The 14649-nt window shown below is 60.8% G+C and carries 12 protein-coding genes; 4 read left to right on the forward strand and 8 right to left on the reverse strand.

All coding sequences use genetic code 11. The features are described 5' to 3' along the window. Window positions 1-83 precede the first annotated feature (83 nt). Window positions 84-716, forward strand: a complete 633-nt coding sequence (upp, locus tag phaeop14_RS05565) for a uracil phosphoribosyltransferase (RefSeq protein WP_040173087.1) — start codon at window positions 84-86, stop codon at window positions 714-716. Between the two features lie 207 nt (window positions 717-923). After that, the gene (locus phaeop14_RS05570) at window positions 924-2237 is read left to right on the forward strand and encodes an SPOR domain-containing protein (protein ID WP_096788988.1); all 1314 of its coding nucleotides are present in this window, start codon (window positions 924-926) and stop codon (window positions 2235-2237) included. Window positions 2238-2325: 88 nt separating this feature from the next. On the opposite strand, the gene phaeop14_RS05575 is transcribed toward phaeop14_RS05570, so the two are convergent. Both phaeop14_RS05575 and phaeop14_RS05580 read right to left on the reverse strand, forming a co-directional pair. Next, a complete protein-coding gene (locus phaeop14_RS05575; RefSeq protein ID WP_040173091.1) occupies window positions 2326-3336 on the reverse strand; it encodes a hypothetical protein in 1011 nt (336 codons plus the stop codon). Window positions 3337-3449: 113 nt separating this feature from the next. Further along, complete coding sequence (locus phaeop14_RS05580) at window positions 3450-5078, reverse strand: AMP-binding protein (RefSeq protein WP_096790238.1); 1629 nt, start codon at window positions 5076-5078, stop codon at window positions 3450-3452. A 169-nt stretch (window positions 5079-5247) separates the two neighbouring features. On the opposite strand from phaeop14_RS05580, the gene phaeop14_RS05585 reads away from it, so the two are divergent. Next, window positions 5248-5913 (forward strand): sulfotransferase family 2 domain-containing protein, encoded by a 666-nt coding sequence (locus phaeop14_RS05585; RefSeq protein ID WP_040173096.1) that lies wholly within the window; start codon window positions 5248-5250, stop codon window positions 5911-5913. A gap of 164 nt (window positions 5914-6077) precedes the next feature. Further along, the gene (locus phaeop14_RS05590) at window positions 6078-6767 is read left to right on the forward strand and encodes a Hint domain-containing protein (RefSeq protein WP_096788989.1); all 690 of its coding nucleotides are present in this window, start codon (window positions 6078-6080) and stop codon (window positions 6765-6767) included. A gap of 143 nt (window positions 6768-6910) precedes the next feature. Here phaeop14_RS05590 and phaeop14_RS05595 read toward each other — a convergent pair whose 3' ends face one another. The 6 genes from phaeop14_RS05595 to phaeop14_RS05625 all read right to left on the reverse strand — a co-directional run bounded on the left by phaeop14_RS05595 (window position 6911) and on the right by phaeop14_RS05625 (window position 14625). Further along, the gene (locus tag phaeop14_RS05595; protein WP_096788990.1) at window positions 6911-9112 is read right to left on the reverse strand and encodes a 3-hydroxyacyl-CoA dehydrogenase NAD-binding domain-containing protein; all 2202 of its coding nucleotides are present in this window, start codon (window positions 9110-9112) and stop codon (window positions 6911-6913) included. Window positions 9113-9135: 23 nt separating this feature from the next. Further along, window positions 9136-10347, reverse strand: coding sequence for an acetyl-CoA C-acetyltransferase (locus phaeop14_RS05600; RefSeq protein WP_040173105.1), 1212 nt, complete (start codon window positions 10345-10347; stop codon window positions 9136-9138). A gap of 10 nt (window positions 10348-10357) precedes the next feature. Beyond that, window positions 10358-10996, reverse strand: a complete 639-nt coding sequence (locus tag phaeop14_RS05605; protein WP_040173108.1) for a glutathione S-transferase family protein — start codon at window positions 10994-10996, stop codon at window positions 10358-10360. A gap of 281 nt (window positions 10997-11277) precedes the next feature. Then, window positions 11278-12429, reverse strand: coding sequence for an acyl-CoA dehydrogenase family protein (locus phaeop14_RS05615; protein WP_096788991.1), 1152 nt, complete (start codon window positions 12427-12429; stop codon window positions 11278-11280). 66 nt (window positions 12430-12495) lie between these two features. Continuing rightward, window positions 12496-12708 (reverse strand): hypothetical protein, encoded by a 213-nt coding sequence (locus phaeop14_RS05620; protein WP_014874334.1) that lies wholly within the window; start codon window positions 12706-12708, stop codon window positions 12496-12498. A gap of 135 nt (window positions 12709-12843) precedes the next feature. Continuing rightward, entirely contained in the window at window positions 12844-14625 is a 1782-nt protein-coding gene (locus tag phaeop14_RS05625) for an acyl-CoA dehydrogenase C-terminal domain-containing protein (protein ID WP_040173115.1), read from the reverse strand. Window positions 14626-14649 lie beyond the last annotated feature (24 nt).

Consider the following 14649-nt stretch of genomic DNA (forward strand, 5'->3'; position numbering starts at 1 on the left):
ACGCCAATACGCGGCAAATCCGCCTTGCCTGTCCTGCGGTGCAAGGACTAAGAGAGTTTGAATTTTCCTGAAAGGAGTGCCCAATGTCCGATCACCTGACCGTTGTCGATCACCCGCTGGTGCAGCACAAGCTGACCCTGATGCGCGACAAGGGCACCTCAACCGCCGGGTTCCGTCGCCTGCTGCGCGAGATCACCCAGCTGTTGGCCTATGAGATCACCCGCGAGATGCCGCTGACCACCACCACCATCGACACGCCGATGGAAGAAATGGAAGCGCCGATCCTTGCGGGTAAGAAATTGGCACTGGTGTCGATCCTGCGGGCGGGCAATGGCATGCTGGACGGCGTTCTGGAGCTGATCCCCTCGGCGCGGGTCGGCTTTGTCGGCCTCTACCGGGATGAGGAAACGCTGCAGCCGGTTCAGTATTATTTCAAGGCGCCGGAGGAGCTGAAGGATCGTCTGGTGATCGCGGTTGATCCGATGCTGGCCACTGGCAACAGCTCTGCGGCGGCGATTGATCTGCTGAAAGAAGCCGGTGCCAATGACATCCGTTTCCTGTGCCTGCTGGCCTCGCCCGAAGGGGTGGAGCTGATGAAAGAAAAGCACCCGGATGTGCCGATTGTGACAGCCTCTCTCGATCGTCAGCTGAACGAGAAAGGGTATATCCTGCCGGGACTGGGTGACGCGGGCGACCGGATGTTCGGGACCAAGTAGCCATTTGCCGTCTCGGCATGTCCTGCGTGTAGAAACAGGGGCGTCCGATTGCGGGCGCCCTTGCTGCATTGCGGGGGGGCTCCCGGCCTGATCCGGGCCTATGGGGCGGGCTGATGCCTTTGGGAACTTTCGCTAATTTGCGGAAACCCTGCTTTACTCAGATTCGCTTTTCAGGCATCCTGCCGCCATATATTGTGGGGCTTTCGGATGACGCTTACTAGAATTATTGCAAGTGCCTTGATCGCGGCGGCCGGCTTTGGCGGGGCGCATGCGCAGTCAGCCCGCACCACCGAAGCCCCGGCTGAGTTTCCGCCTGCCTCCTTTGAGGGCAAGCAATATGTCGACAGTCGCGGGTGTGTTTTTATCCGGGCGGGTATCGACGGCACTGTCACATGGGTGCCGCGCGTGACCCGAAGCCGCAAGCAGCTGTGTGGTTTTGAACCGACACAAGTGGCAGCCGCACCAAGCGCGCCGAAGGCGACCTCCACACCGGAACCTGAGTTGATCACGTTGCCAGCAGACCAACGCGCGAATGGCGCGGAGATCACCGTCGCAGAACAGAGCACGCCCCCGGTCGCAGCATCGACCGCGCCGCGCAGTGTCACGACCACCAAGCCACAGCGCAGCGCGGTTCGGCAGGCCAAGCCGGTGCGGACTGCGGCCTCTACCGGCCCTGTGCCGCGACAGCGCCCGCTGCTGGATGACGCCTATCGCCCGCCCGCCGCCGCGCCCACTGTCATCAGTCAGGGCTATGGCCGCTGTCCCGGTGCTTCGGCGCTGAGCCAGCAATATATCAACCAGACTGGCAATGTGCGCTGCGGCCCGCAGGGGGGCAGCAACCGCTTGTCGTCTGTTTTGGACCCCAACACCCGCGTGGTTCCCAAACATGTCTATCAGGAACGCGCGCTGAGCCGTGGTCTGAAGGTGCCTGAGGGCTATCGTCAAGCTTGGGGCGATGATCGCCTGAATCCGCGCCGGGCCGAAATGTCGCTTGGCGGCGTTCTGGCGCGTGCCAATGGCGGTGTGCCTGCTGGATACGTGCGGGTTGCCCGTCAGGAGCGTTACAATCCGAACCGGGGGCCGCAGGGGACCGCAATCTGGACACGCACCGTCCCGCGCGAGGGGATCCGCCGCCCGGTAGACCGGCCTGTTGTGACCCTCTCTGCAAGACAGCGGACCGATGCCGTGGCGCAGGATGATATCCTCGTCACCCGTCTGTCCACCCGTTCGCAACCTTTGGCGGGAACCACCCCGCGCCGAGAGGCCAAGGCTGCCATGTCCGCGCCTGTTGCGCCGTCCCGCTATGTGCGGGCCGCGACCCTTGCCGATGTGACGCAGGCGGAGGCGGTGGCGCAACGGCTGCGCCAAAAGGGGCTGCCGGTACGTCTGGGACGGGTCAACCGCAAGGGACAAACCTTGCAGGTGGTGCTGGCCGGGCCATTCACTGGTGGGGAGGCGGCTCAGTCGGCCCTGTCCAAAGTGCGCGCAGCAGGCTTTGCCGGGGCGCGGTTGAGCAAGTAGGCAGCAGATCAGCAGGTCGGCACACGGCACGCTGAGTGCGCGTGGTTTGCGACGTCTATGGATCCCCCTGGGAGCAACTTGGGCCGCTTCAGCCGCAGATGCTCTGCAATTGAACCCAGTCACGATCATTCAGCACCGGCTGTAACTCGCGCCCGGCCATCGGGTCGGCCTCAATCAGGCCAAGCACGGTTTCACCGGTTATGTCCTGCGCATAGGCGTAGGGGCTGGAGGGCACCGCTGCGCGCGCGAACTCTGCCAGCGTCGTGGCCTCATCCGGGGTCGGGCGCGGCGCGCTGATGACGGTTTCTGCGTAACGGTCCAAGGTCGCGCGGGTCAACTCTCCGGTTGTCAGCATCCTGAAGGTCGCCCGGATGCCCCCGGCGGCCAGCAGTTCAGCCAGCGGATCCTGTTCCACAGCGCGGGCGCGTTCAACCAGAACGGCGCCAGCTGCGACAGCCGGATCTTCGTGATCCTCGACCAGATCACGGTTCAGCAGGACGATACCGCCAGGCAGATAGAGGCTGCTGGCCACGCCGCTGCGCAGGATGACCAGCTGGCGTACATCCAGCCGTTCCGCCAGCCGGTCCAGAATGGGCGCGGTCTCCAGCGTGCTGCAGGCCTGACCCGACACCCGCTCAATCCGGCCGAGCAAGGCCTGCCCCAGTGCCTTGCGCTTGATATCCGGCACCACGTCGACCGTATGGGACAGTAGCGCATTGGGCAGCCAGAACACGGCAAGCCCGGCGGCAACGGCTAGTGTCGAGAGCAGCGTAACAGCGCGCAGGCGGCCCGGGCGGGCCCGCGCGCGGGTGAGTGCGGATTGCAACCGGTTGATCGCATCCAGCATCGCCGTTTCATCTTCGGCAATCTCCAGCGTCTCGCCCTGATCCCCGTAGGGATGAAAGAGGGCCGGGAAACTGCCGGGATTTTGGCGTTCGAGTGCTGCAAGGGACCAATGCGCCAACGGCCGGTCATTCATATCGGCGATGGTCAGGGTTGCGTCCCCGACCGAAACGATAACATCGCGCCGCTGCGCATCAGGAGCGGCGCGCCACAGGGCTGCAGCCTCAAGCCGTTGATATTCCCGCAATGCCGTCATGAAAAACGATGCACCCTTACCGCTAATTGTTCACAGATCAAATAGCACGGCGATCCGGGCGTCAGCAAATGACTTTGCGACAGTTCCGCCCGCGCGTGCTTTATGAACCCATGTCAGAGTGCCTTGGCCTGCTGGCGCAGTTCAAATTTTTGGATTTTCCCGGTCGAGGTTTTCGGAAGCTCCTGAAAAATCACCTGTTTTGGGGCTTTGAAACCTGCCAGTGTTTCGCGGGCAAAGCGGATCAGATCGGCAGGGTCCACGGTTGCGCCTGGCTTCAGTTCGACAAAGGCGCAGGGCACCTCGCCCCACTTATCGTCGGGTTTGGCGACCACGGCTGCAAGGTTTACATCCGGGTGCCCCATCAACACGCCCTCCACCTCAACCGAAGAGATATTCTCGCCCCCGGAGATGATGATATCCTTCGCGCGGTCGGCGATCTGGATGTAGCCATCCGGGTGCTGCACGGCGATATCACCTGAGTGGAAATATCCGCCTTGGAAGGCTTCGGCGGTGGCATCGGGGTTCTTCAGATAGCCTTTCATGACCGAGTTGCCGCGCATGACGATCTCGCCCTGATCTTGGCCGTTCATCGCGATCTGCTGCATGTCATCGGACATGACCGTGATATGATCCATCATCGGGAAGGCGACGCCTTGACGGGCCTTGATTGCGGCACGGCCCTGCTGGTCCAGCGTATCCCAGCTGTCGCCTTTCCACAGGCATTCGGTGACGTGGCCGTAGGTTTCCGTCAGCCCGTAGACCTGTGTGACATGAAAGCCGAGAGCCTCGATTTTCTCCAGTGTCGCGGGGGCGGGCGGGGCGCCTGCGGTAAAGACCTCAACCGTGTGATCGAACTGGCGACGGTCTTCCTCGGCGGCGTTCACCAGCATATTGAGCACGATGGGCGCGCCGCCGAAATGGGTCGCGCCTTCGTCGGCGATTGCATCGTAGATCGCAGGCGCGGTGATATCGCGACAGCAGATCAGCGTGCCCCCCAGAACCGGCATCATCCAGGTGTGGTTCCAGCCGTTGCAATGAAACAGGGGCACAATGGCAAGGTATTTCGGCTGCATCACCATGCGCCAGGAAATCACCGTGCCCATCGTCATGAGATATGCGCCGCGATGGTGATAGACGACACCTTTGGGTCGACCCGTGGTGCCGGAAGTATAATTCAGCGCAAGGCTTTCCCATTCGTCCTGCGGCATGATCCAGTCGAAATCATGGGCCGCAGCGGCGAGAATATCCTCATAGACGGGATAGCGGCCTGATGCGGGGTAGCTGGCTTGATCATCCGGGACCTCAATGATCAGCGGTCCCGGTCCATCGCAGGCGGCCTTCGCCTCCTCAGCGAGGGTGAGGAATTGGCTGTCGACCAACACCACCTTGGCCTCTCCATGATCGAAGATATAGGCGACTGTGCCGACATCGAGGCGTGTGTTGATGGTATTCAACACAGCGCCACAGGCAGGCACCCCGAAATGCGCCTCGGCCTGGGCCGGCAGGTTTGGAATCAGCGTGGCGACGACGTCACCGGGGTGGACACCCATCCCGGCCAGAGCTGAGGCCAGCCGCGTGCAGCGGTCGTAATAGGCGGCATATGTCTTGCGATGAGTGCCGTAGACCACGGCAGGCACATCGGCAAACACATGTGCGGCGCGACGCAGATGTGACAACGGTGTCAGCGGCACATAGTTGGCGGCTGTTTTTTCCAGTCCTGACTCGTCCGACATCCAGCCCATTTCGGCCTCCTCAAGATGATTCATGCGTCGTTGGTTCAAGATATTGCGCATAGTTGCAAGCAAGGGAAGGCATAAGGCAGTTTTGTTTTTCAATGACAGCGGGCGACCACGCTGCCACACCGTGTCAGTCCGGGTTTTCTTCGGCGAATAAACCGCTTAGCTTGGCGCCATGATCCTGTCACCCGGCCGTTCCTACGTCTTTGTGCATATTCCGAAGACCGGAGGCACCGCGTTGTCGCTGGCGCTGGAGGCGCGGGCCATGGCGGATGATATGATGCTTGGCGATACCCCCAAGGCAACACGCCGCAGGCGCCGTCTCAAAGGGGTCAAAACGCATGGGCGGCTTTGGAAACATTCGACATTGGCGGATATCGACGGGCTGGTCCCTGCGGCGGATCTGCGCCGCCTTTTTGCCTTCACGCTGGTGCGCAACCCTTTTGACCGGGTGCTGAGCCTCTATCACTGGCTGCGTGCGCAGAGCTTTGATCACCCGTCAGTGCCGCTGGCGAAGACGCTGGATTTTGTCGATTTTGCCTGTCATCCCAAGATGCTGGCAGCGTTTCGCGCCACCCCGGCGCGCGCCTATATGCGGCGTGCGGACGGGGTGGAACAATGCGCCTGCTATATCCGGCTTGAGCATTTCGCGCAGGACGCCGCACCCCTGTTCGATCACCTGGGGTTTGAGCTGCGCCTGCCCGTGGCCAATGTCTCTGATCGCCCGCGCGGCTGGCAAGCGGCCTATACAGATGCGGCACGTATGGCGGTGGCAGAGGCCTGTGCAATGGATCTTGCCCAGTTTGAATACTCTTTTAACGATTCACCGATAGACCAGTAGTCGAGAGATGGAATCACGGGGTTTTCGAAGCCTCAGCCAAAATGGCGCAGCTTTGATCCGAAATCGTGAACAGCTCTCCCGCAGGTCGGCTCTTGTCGCCTGTCGGACGGGTAACGTGACGGGTCATGCAGAACGTATGGCTGCCTTGGTGAAAGGGAAAACCGATGCTGGATTGGCTGCTGAAACGCAAGCTCTCTCCGATGGCCGAGGCTCTGGCGACAGAGTATCCGTTGGTCGCAGCCGGACAGGGCGGGATCCTGTCTGGCACGCATGTGGCCTCACATCTTGGCTGGCGCCCGATTGAGGCCCTGGCCGTGGGCGATATGGCCCTTACCTTTGACCATGGGATGCAGCCCATCGTCGATATTCACCGCGAGACGCTGTTGCTGACCAGCGGTGCCCCCAATCCACTGACATGTCCGGTCTATATTCCGCAGGATGCGCTGAACAATCGCGCGCCGCTTTGGGTGATGCCGAACCAGGGAATTCTGATCGAAAGCGATCTGGCCTGTGACGGGCAGGGCGATCCCTTTGTGGTGGTGCCAGCCTGCGCGCTGGAGGGCTATCGCGGGATCCGCCGCGCGGAACCAGAGACCCGGCTTGAGATCGTCGTACCGCGTTTTGCACAGGACGAAGTCATCTATCTAGAGGCGGGCCTGCTGGGGTTCAGCGTCTCACCGCGTGACCTGCTGTCGTTCGACACAAGCGCGCAGCCGGATCTTTATCGCGTGCTGCAGCCCGAGACAGCCCGAGAATTGGTGATCGATATGATCACAGAGGAAAGCGTCTGGGCCACGACCCTGCCGGTTGGGCCGGGCGGTCATGGCGCGGCAGAATATGCCGCGATGGTCTAAACCGCCGAACACAGACTGCGTCGACCAAGGCCGCCATCCCATCCGGAGGCGGCTTTTTTCATGTTCTTCATCGGATGTCTTGACGAGAAAAAGCGGCACCCAAGGGCGCCGCTTTCAGATGCGATTGGACTGCGGTGGCCTGATCAGGCGGCCTTCTCGGCCTCAGGATTGAAGCGGCCATAGAAGGTCTGACCTTTCTCCGCCATCTCCCGCAGAAGTGGCGGGCAGGTGAAGCGCTCACCGTATTTCGCGGTCAACTGATCGCAGCGCTCAGCCGCATAGGGCGTGCCGATGATGTCGAGCCAGCTCAGCGGACCACCGGACCACGGCGCAAAGCCCCAGGCCAGAATAGCGCCTACGTCGCCTTCGCGAATGTCCATCAGAACGCCTTCTTCCAATGCGCGCACGGCTTCCAGAACCTGTGCAAACATCAGGCGTTCCTGCACCTCGATCAGATCGGGCTGCTCTTCGGCCTGCGGGTATTTCTCCTGCATGCCCTTCCAGTAGCCCTGACGCTTACCCTTGTCGTCATAGTCGAAGAAACCAGCGTTGGACTTGCGCCCCAGACGGCCCTGTTCTTCCATCCAGAAGATCAGGTCATCCGCTGCACTCTCCGGATAGGCATCACCCATCGCCGCCTTGGTGGCGCGCGCAATTTTGGCGCCCAGATCGATCGAGGTCTCATCGGTCAGTTGGATCGGCCCAACGGGGAAGCCCAGCTGACGTGCAGCATTGTCGATCAGCGCCGGGGCGACGCCCTCGGTGATCATCCGTGCGCCTTCGTTTACGTAAGGGATGATGCAGCGGTTGCAGTAGAAGAACCGGGCATCATTGACCACGATCGGTGTCTTGCGGATCTGACGCACATAATCCAGCGCCTTGGCCACCGCGCGGTCACCGGTTTTCTCACCTTTGATGATTTCCACCAGGAACATTTTCTCCACCGGCGAGAAGAAGTGAATGCCAATGAACTGTTCCGGGCGCACCGAGGCCTCCGCCAGATCCGTGATCGGTAGGGTCGAGGTGTTGGAGGCGAAGATGCAATCCTCAGGGATGATCGCCTCGACCTTTTTGGTCATCTCGGCTTTGACGCCGGGATCTTCAAACACCGCCTCAATGATCAGATCACAGCCTTTGAGCGTGTCCAGATCCGGGGTTGCGGTGATGCGTGACAGCATCGCCTCTTTCTTCTCGGCGGTGACTTTGCCGCGCTTGATGCCCTTATCGAGATAGCTCTCGGTATAGGCCTTGCCCTTGTCGGCGGCGTCCTGATCACGGTCAACCAGCACAACCTCCATGCCCGCCTGAGCGGAGACCAAGGCGATGCCTGCCCCCATCATGCCAGCACCCAGAACGCCGATTTTCTTCACGGACTGATCCTCGATGCCCGCAGGACGCACGGCGCCTTTTTCCAGCGCTTCCTTGTTGAGGAAGAGCGAGCGGATCATCGCCTCGGAGGAGGGGTTCATCAGCACATGGGTGAACCAGCGCGCCTCGATCTTCAGCGCGGTGTCAAAGGGCACGAGCGCGCCCTCATAGACGGCACTCAGCAGGGCCTTGGCCGCCGGGAAGGCGCCGAAGGTCTTGCCATGCACCATCGCAGCGGCACCAAGGAAGGTCATGAAGCCCGCAGGATGATACGGCGCGCCACCGGGCATCTTGTAGCCCTTCGCATCCCAGGGTTTGACGATATCGGCGTCTTTCGCCTCCAGAACCCAGGCGCGCGCAGCGGCCAGCGGATCTTCGACAACCTCGTCGATGATGCCAGCGCCCTTGGCTTTCTTGGGGTCAACCAGCTTGCCTTCCAGCAGGAAGGGAGCCGCTGCCATGGCGCCCATCTTGCGCACCAGACGGGTGGTGCCACCAGCACCGGGGAAAATGCCAACCATGATCTCCGGCAGGCCGATCTTGGCCTTTGGATTGTCGGCGGCAAAGATGCGATGCGTAGACAGCGGCAGTTCCAGACCGATGCCAACGGCAGTGCCGGGCAGGGCTGCTGCAACCGGCTTGCCACCCTTGTTGGTCTTGGGATCCATGCCGGCACGCTCGATCTTGCGCAGACCTTCGTGCATTTTCATGATGCCTTCGAACAGGCCCCGCGCGGGCTCGTCACCGGCATCTTCTTTCATCTTGGCCAGCACATTAAGGTCCATGCCACCGGCAAAGTCTTTCTTGCCAGAGGTGATCACGATGCCCTTGACCGCGTCATCGGCCAGCGCGTCATCGACCAGACCGTCGAGGTCGATCATGGCTTGGCCGTTGAGCACGTTCATAGTCTTGCCGGGGCAGTCCCAGGTGATGATGGCGACGCCGTCGGCGTCTTTTTTCATTGTGAAATCAGACATATCTTCTTCTCCTGCCGCCTGGGTTACACGCGTTCAATGATGGTGGCCGCGCCCATGCCGGACCCGATGCAAAGCGTGGCAAGGCCGGTTTCACGGTCGCTGCGCTCCAGCTCATCCAGCAGCGCGCCGAGGATCATCGCACCGGTGGCCCCCAGCGGGTGGCCCATTGCGATGGAGCCTCCGTTGACGTTCACCTTGTCGTGGTCCACGCCAAAGGCCTGCTCAAACCGCATCACGACACTGGCGAAGGCCTCATTGACCTCAAACAGGTCGATGTCGCCAATTGCCATGCCATTGTCGCGCAGGATTTTTTCCGTAACAGGCACGGGACCGGTCAGCATGATGGTGGGGTCGGTGCCGATCTTGGCTGTTGCTTTGATGCGCGCGCGCGGCTTCAGGCCCATCGCCTCGCCGAATTCCTTGTCGCCAATCAACACAGCAGCGGCGCCATCCACGATACCGGAGGAGTTGCCGGCGTGGTGAATGTGATTGATCCGCTCCAGATGTGGATACTTCAGCATTGCGATCTTGTCGAAGCCGGGCATCTGCTCACCCATCATCTGGAACGCAGGGTTCAGACCGCCCAGCGACTGCATATCGGTGCCGGGGCGCATGTATTCGTCGTGGTCCAGGATGGTCAGCCCGTTGATGTCACGCACAGGTACGACGCTGCCAGCAAACCGGTTGTCGTCCCATGCAGCCTTGGCGCGGCGCTGGGATTCCATTGCCATTGCATCAGCGTCATCACGCGAGAACCCGTATTCGGTGGCAATGATATCCGCTGAAATCCCCTGTGGGACGAAATAGTTGTCGATTGCGATAGCAGGATCAACTGCGATGGCGCCACCGTCCATGCCCATGGGCACGCGGCTCATGGATTCCACGCCACCCGCGATATAGGCGTGACCGGCACGGCCACGGACCTGGTTGGCGGCCATGTTCACCGCTTCCAGACCGGAGGCGCAGAAGCGGTTGATGGAGACACCGGGGATCGATTCATCCAAGTCAGACGCCAGAACAGCGGTCCGCGCCAGGCAGGCGCCTTGCTCACCGACTTGGGTGACATTGCCCCAGATCACATCCTCAACCGCGTGACCTTCGAGGTTGTTGCGGTCTTTCAGAGCGTTGAGAGCCACTGCCGACAGCCGCGCGGCTGTCACTTCATGCAAGGACCCATCCTTGCGACCCTTGCCGCGCGGGGTGCGCACGGCGTCATAGATATAGGCTTCGGTCATATCAGTCTCCTCAGGCTCGGTCCGACGGGTTGCCGGGCATTAGATCGTAGGGGGCTTTCCAGCCCGGTTGTGCGCTCAGCCGTGACAGCCAAGCGTCAATATTCGGCCACTCGGCTCGTTCGAAGCCGAAGGGTTCGGGGTAATAGAGATAAGAACAGCAGGTCAGATCGGCGTTGGTGAGGCCGTCGCCCACGATCCAGTTGCGTCCCTCAAGGTGTTTGTCCAGGATCGCATAAGCCGCCTTCAGCCGACCTTGCAGGAAGGCGATTACCTCCTGCGGGCGTTTGTCAGCGGGCAGGAAATTCATCAGGAAGCGGCAGAGCCCGGCGTTGGAGGACAGTTTGTGATTGTCCCAAAGCTGCCAGCGCAATATCTCGCGCGCCTCTTCCGGTGTCTTGCCTCCGAATTTGCCATAGGTATCTGACAGATACTGCTGGATCACACCAGACTGGCTGAGCGTCAGATCTCCGTCGACCAGAACCGGGCATTCTCCCATGTCATTTACGTCGCTGCGAAAGGCCTCGCCGCGTGTGGTGCCGCTGAAGAAATCGACAAAGACCGGCTCCCAAGCGATCCCGCCGAGTTCAAGCGCCAGCGCGGCCTTGTAGGAATGGCCGCTCTCACCAAAACAATGGAGTTTGATGCTCATGACATGTCCTTCCTGTTGCCGGAGCGCGTGGGGGTTTCACACCCCCACACCCCCGTGGAGTATTTGTGGAAAGATGACGGAGTGTTCACTCCGCGTTAACAGTGGTGACGCGACGATGGCAGTGCGGGACAGGCTGGAGAGCCGATGCTCGTGAAAGGTGACGGCGCGCCGACCCATTAGGCGGAGAGCTCGGGGGGAGGCGCGTCTCATCCTGTCACCTTTCCCCAAATACTCCCGCCGGAGGCATCCGGCACTGTCAGTATGGCCTGCCGTTTGCCGTGTCACAGGGACCTCGCAATCAGTTCTTTCATGATTTCATTGGTGCCGCCATAGATCCGCTGGACGCGGGCATCTGCCCACATCTCCGCCACAGCATACTCCTGCATAAAGCCATAGCCACCGTGCAGCTGAACACACTCATCAAGCACATCGCCCTGTGTGTCAGTGATCCAGAATTTCGCCATCGCGGCCTTCTCGACGGTCAACTTGCCCTGGAGATGTTCGACCATACATTCGTCCAAGAAGGCCCGCGCGACCTTGGTTTTGGTCTGGCACTCGACCAGCTTGAACCGGGTGTTCTGAAACTGGGTGAGCGGACCGCCGAAGGCTTCGCGCTCCTTGCAATAGGCGATGGTGCGTTCCACGGCGCCTTCCATCGCGCCAACTGCGCCACAGGCAATGATCAGCCGTTCCTGAGGCAGCTGTTGCATCATCTGGTAGAAGCCCTGGCCCTCGGTCCCGCCCAGGATATTCTCTGGCGCGATTTCCACATTGTCAAAGAACAGTTCCGATGTATCGGCGGCATGGAGGCCCACCTTGTCGAGGTTGCGGCCACGGCTGAACCCATCAGCGCCATCGGTTTCCACAGCCACCAGAGAGATGCCTTTGGATCCTTGCGAGGGGTCGGTTTTCGCGGCAACCAGGATCAGGTTGGCGTGCTGGCCGTTGGTGATGAAGGTTTTCTGACCGCTCAGCCGATAGGCGTTGCCGTCTTTGACGGCCTTTGTCTTGATGCGCTGAACATCCGACCCGGTGGAGGGTTCTGTCATTGCCAAGGCGCCGACCAGCTCGCCGGTGATCATCTTGGGAAGCCAGCGTTGTTTTTGCTCTTCGGTGCCATAGGCCAGCACGTAATGCGCGACGATGCCTGAGTGGATGCCGTGTCCCCAGCTGGCGAGATTGGCACGGCTGCCTTCGATCAGGATTGCGGCCTCATGGCCAAAATCACCACCGACACCGCCGTATTCTTCCGGTACGGAGGGGCAGAGCAGGCCAAGCGCGCCGGCTTCATTCCAGGTGGAGCGATCCATCATCCCCTGCTTGCGCCAGGTCTCGAATTTTGGCGCCCATTCACGCGTGATGAACTGCGCTGTCATATCAGCCAGCATCTGGTGCTCGTCGGTCATCCAGCTGGAGTGTTGCTCTGCGCTCATGGGGCTCCCCTTGGTGTCTGTATCGTGCCTTGTGGCATCTGTTGTCTGCTGGTGGCGCGTGCCCACCTATCGTTTGCGGTCCTCAAGCTCGGCATTGAAGAGCCGCAGCCGGTGGGTGAGGTTGTCGCTGTCTGTCACGCTGTCGAAATTCTCAAAGAGAAAGGACAGGGCCTCACCTTCGTCGAGGCCAGCCTCCTGCGAGAATTTTCGCAACCGGCGGTAACCGTCTTCGGTCATAGCGACCGGCAGGCGGCGTGTGAGGCGAAAGCGTTTGGGCATGGTCTCTCCTCCGATTGCGGCACACCGAAACGTGTCCGGAGCGCCAGTCTGCTATATCGGCCCCGATGTCAGAAAACCGGGGCAGGTCACGGAGCCCCCTGTGACAAAAGGGCTCCGATCTGCGTAAATCGCGGCTCAGAACTGGTCTGCGTCCAGCGCCATAACGGTGTCGCCACCGGTCTGAATGCGGCTGAGGTGCAGCGCGGTCGCAGGCAGTCGGCGTGCCATGTAATAGCGCCCGGTCGCGATTTTTGTCTCGTAGAACGCGGCGTCAGAAGACCCGGCGTCAAGCTCAGCCTGCGCGGCTTTCGCCATCTCAGCCCACATCAGGCCGAGGCAGACATGGCCAAACATATGCATGAAGTCATAAGAGCCGGAGAGCGCGTTGTTCGGATTGGTCATGCCGTTTTGCATGAAGTACATGCCAGCGGCCTGCAGATCCTTCGACGCAGCTTTCAGAGGTTCAATGAACTCCTTGCTGTAAGCTTCGGAGATATCGCCGTTTTCCTTGCAGAAACCTTTGACCATCTCAAAGAACGCCATGACGTGTTTGCCACCGTCCTGCGCCAGTTTGCGGCCAACCAGATCCAGAGCCTGAACGCCATTGGCGCCCTCATAGATCATCGCGATACGGGCGTCGCGGGTGTACTGGGACATACCCCATTCTTCGATATAGCCGTGACCACCGTAGATCTGCTGCGCCTGAACGGTCATGTCGTAGCCCAGATCGGTCAGGAAACCTTTGATCACCGGGGTGAGCAGCGAGATCAGCCCATCTGCGTCCTTATCCTCGGCGCGGTGTGCCTGGTCGATCATCTGCGCGCCCCAAAGGATGAAGGCACGGGCGCCTTCTGCGAAGCTTTTCTGATCCATCAGGTTGCGGCGAATGTCCGGGTGCACGATCAGCGGGTCAGCCGGGCCATCCGGGTTTTTCACGCCGGTGACATCGCGCCCCTGCAGACGGTCCTTGGCGTATTCCAGGGCATTTTGATACGCGGCCTCGGCCTGTGCCAGACCTTGCATGCCCACGCCGAGACGGGCCTCGTTCATCATGGTGAACATGGCGCGCATGCCCTTGTGCTCGCTGCCGAGCAGGTAGCCGGTGGCGCTGTCGTAGTTCATCACACAGGTTGAGTTGCCGTGGATGCCCATCTTTTCTTCGATCTTACCGACCGACACGCCGTTGCGATCGCCGAGCGAGCCATCGTCCTTCACGATGAATTTCGGAACGATGAACAGCGATACGCCCTTGATGCCCTCGGGGCCGCCGGGGATCTTGGCCAGCACCAGATGGATGATGTTGTCGGCCATGTCGTGATCGCCGGAGGAGATGAAAATCTTCTGGCCGGTGATCTTGAAGCTGCCGTCATCCTGCGGTTCTGCCTTGGTGCGCATCAGGCCCAGATCGGTGCCGCAATGCGGTTCGGTCAGGTTCATGGTGCCTGTCCACTCGCAGGAAACCATCTTCGGCAGGTAGGTGTCTTTCTGCGCGTCGGTGCCATGAGCGAGGATTGCGGACGCCGCCCCATGGGTCAGACCCTGATACATGGTGAAGGCCTGGTTCGCGGCAGAGAACATCTCGCCCACGGCGGTGCCCATGATATAGGGCATGTTCTGGCCACCGTATTGCTCCGGCATGTCGAGACCGGTCCAGCCGCCTTCCTTCACTTGCTCAAACGCGGCCTTGAACCCGGTCGGGGTATAGACCACGCCGTTTTCCAAGCGGCAGCCCTCGGTGTCACCTACGGTGTTCAGCGGGTGCAGCACTTCGCTGGAGATCTTGCCGGCCTCTTCCAGAACGGCGTTGGTGAAATCGGCATCCAGCTCGTCGTAGCCGGGGATGGCCTTTTCAGAGATCTTCAGAACATTGTGCAGAATGAACTGGGTGTCTTTGATCGGGGCGGTATAACTGGGCATCGCGGTCCTCGCTGTGGTTCTGCG

Origin of the sequence: Phaeobacter piscinae, assembly GCF_002407245.1 — a bacterium.
Classification (GTDB): domain Bacteria; phylum Pseudomonadota; class Alphaproteobacteria; order Rhodobacterales; family Rhodobacteraceae; genus Phaeobacter; species Phaeobacter piscinae.

What these genes read in the sequence shown, in the direction of transcription:
- phaeop14_RS05580 (WP_096790238.1), bottom strand. Translation starts at nt 5,078, where the DNA reads ATGGGCTGGATGTCGGACGAGTCAGGACTGGAAAAAACAGCCGCCAAC.
- phaeop14_RS05605 (WP_040173108.1), bottom strand. Translation starts at nt 10,996, where the DNA reads ATGAGCATCAAACTCCATTGTTTTGGTGAGAGCGGCCATTCCTACAAG.
- phaeop14_RS05595 (WP_096788990.1), bottom strand. Translation starts at nt 9,112, where the DNA reads ATGTCTGATTTCACAATGAAAAAAGACGCCGACGGCGTCGCCATCATC.
- upp (WP_040173087.1), top strand. Translation starts at nt 84, where the DNA reads ATGTCCGATCACCTGACCGTTGTCGATCACCCGCTGGTGCAGCACAAG.
- phaeop14_RS05590 (WP_096788989.1), top strand. Translation starts at nt 6,078, where the DNA reads ATGCTGGATTGGCTGCTGAAACGCAAGCTCTCTCCGATGGCCGAGGCT.
- phaeop14_RS05575 (WP_040173091.1), bottom strand. Translation starts at nt 3,336, where the DNA reads ATGACGGCATTGCGGGAATATCAACGGCTTGAGGCTGCAGCCCTGTGG.
- phaeop14_RS05585 (WP_040173096.1), top strand. Translation starts at nt 5,248, where the DNA reads ATGATCCTGTCACCCGGCCGTTCCTACGTCTTTGTGCATATTCCGAAG.
- phaeop14_RS05615 (WP_096788991.1), bottom strand. Translation starts at nt 12,429, where the DNA reads ATGAGCGCAGAGCAACACTCCAGCTGGATGACCGACGAGCACCAGATG.
- phaeop14_RS05600 (WP_040173105.1), bottom strand. Translation starts at nt 10,347, where the DNA reads ATGACCGAAGCCTATATCTATGACGCCGTGCGCACCCCGCGCGGCAAG.
- phaeop14_RS05620 (WP_014874334.1), bottom strand. Translation starts at nt 12,708, where the DNA reads ATGCCCAAACGCTTTCGCCTCACACGCCGCCTGCCGGTCGCTATGACC.
- phaeop14_RS05625 (WP_040173115.1), bottom strand. Translation starts at nt 14,625, where the DNA reads ATGCCCAGTTATACCGCCCCGATCAAAGACACCCAGTTCATTCTGCAC.
- phaeop14_RS05570 (WP_096788988.1), top strand. Translation starts at nt 924, where the DNA reads ATGACGCTTACTAGAATTATTGCAAGTGCCTTGATCGCGGCGGCCGGC.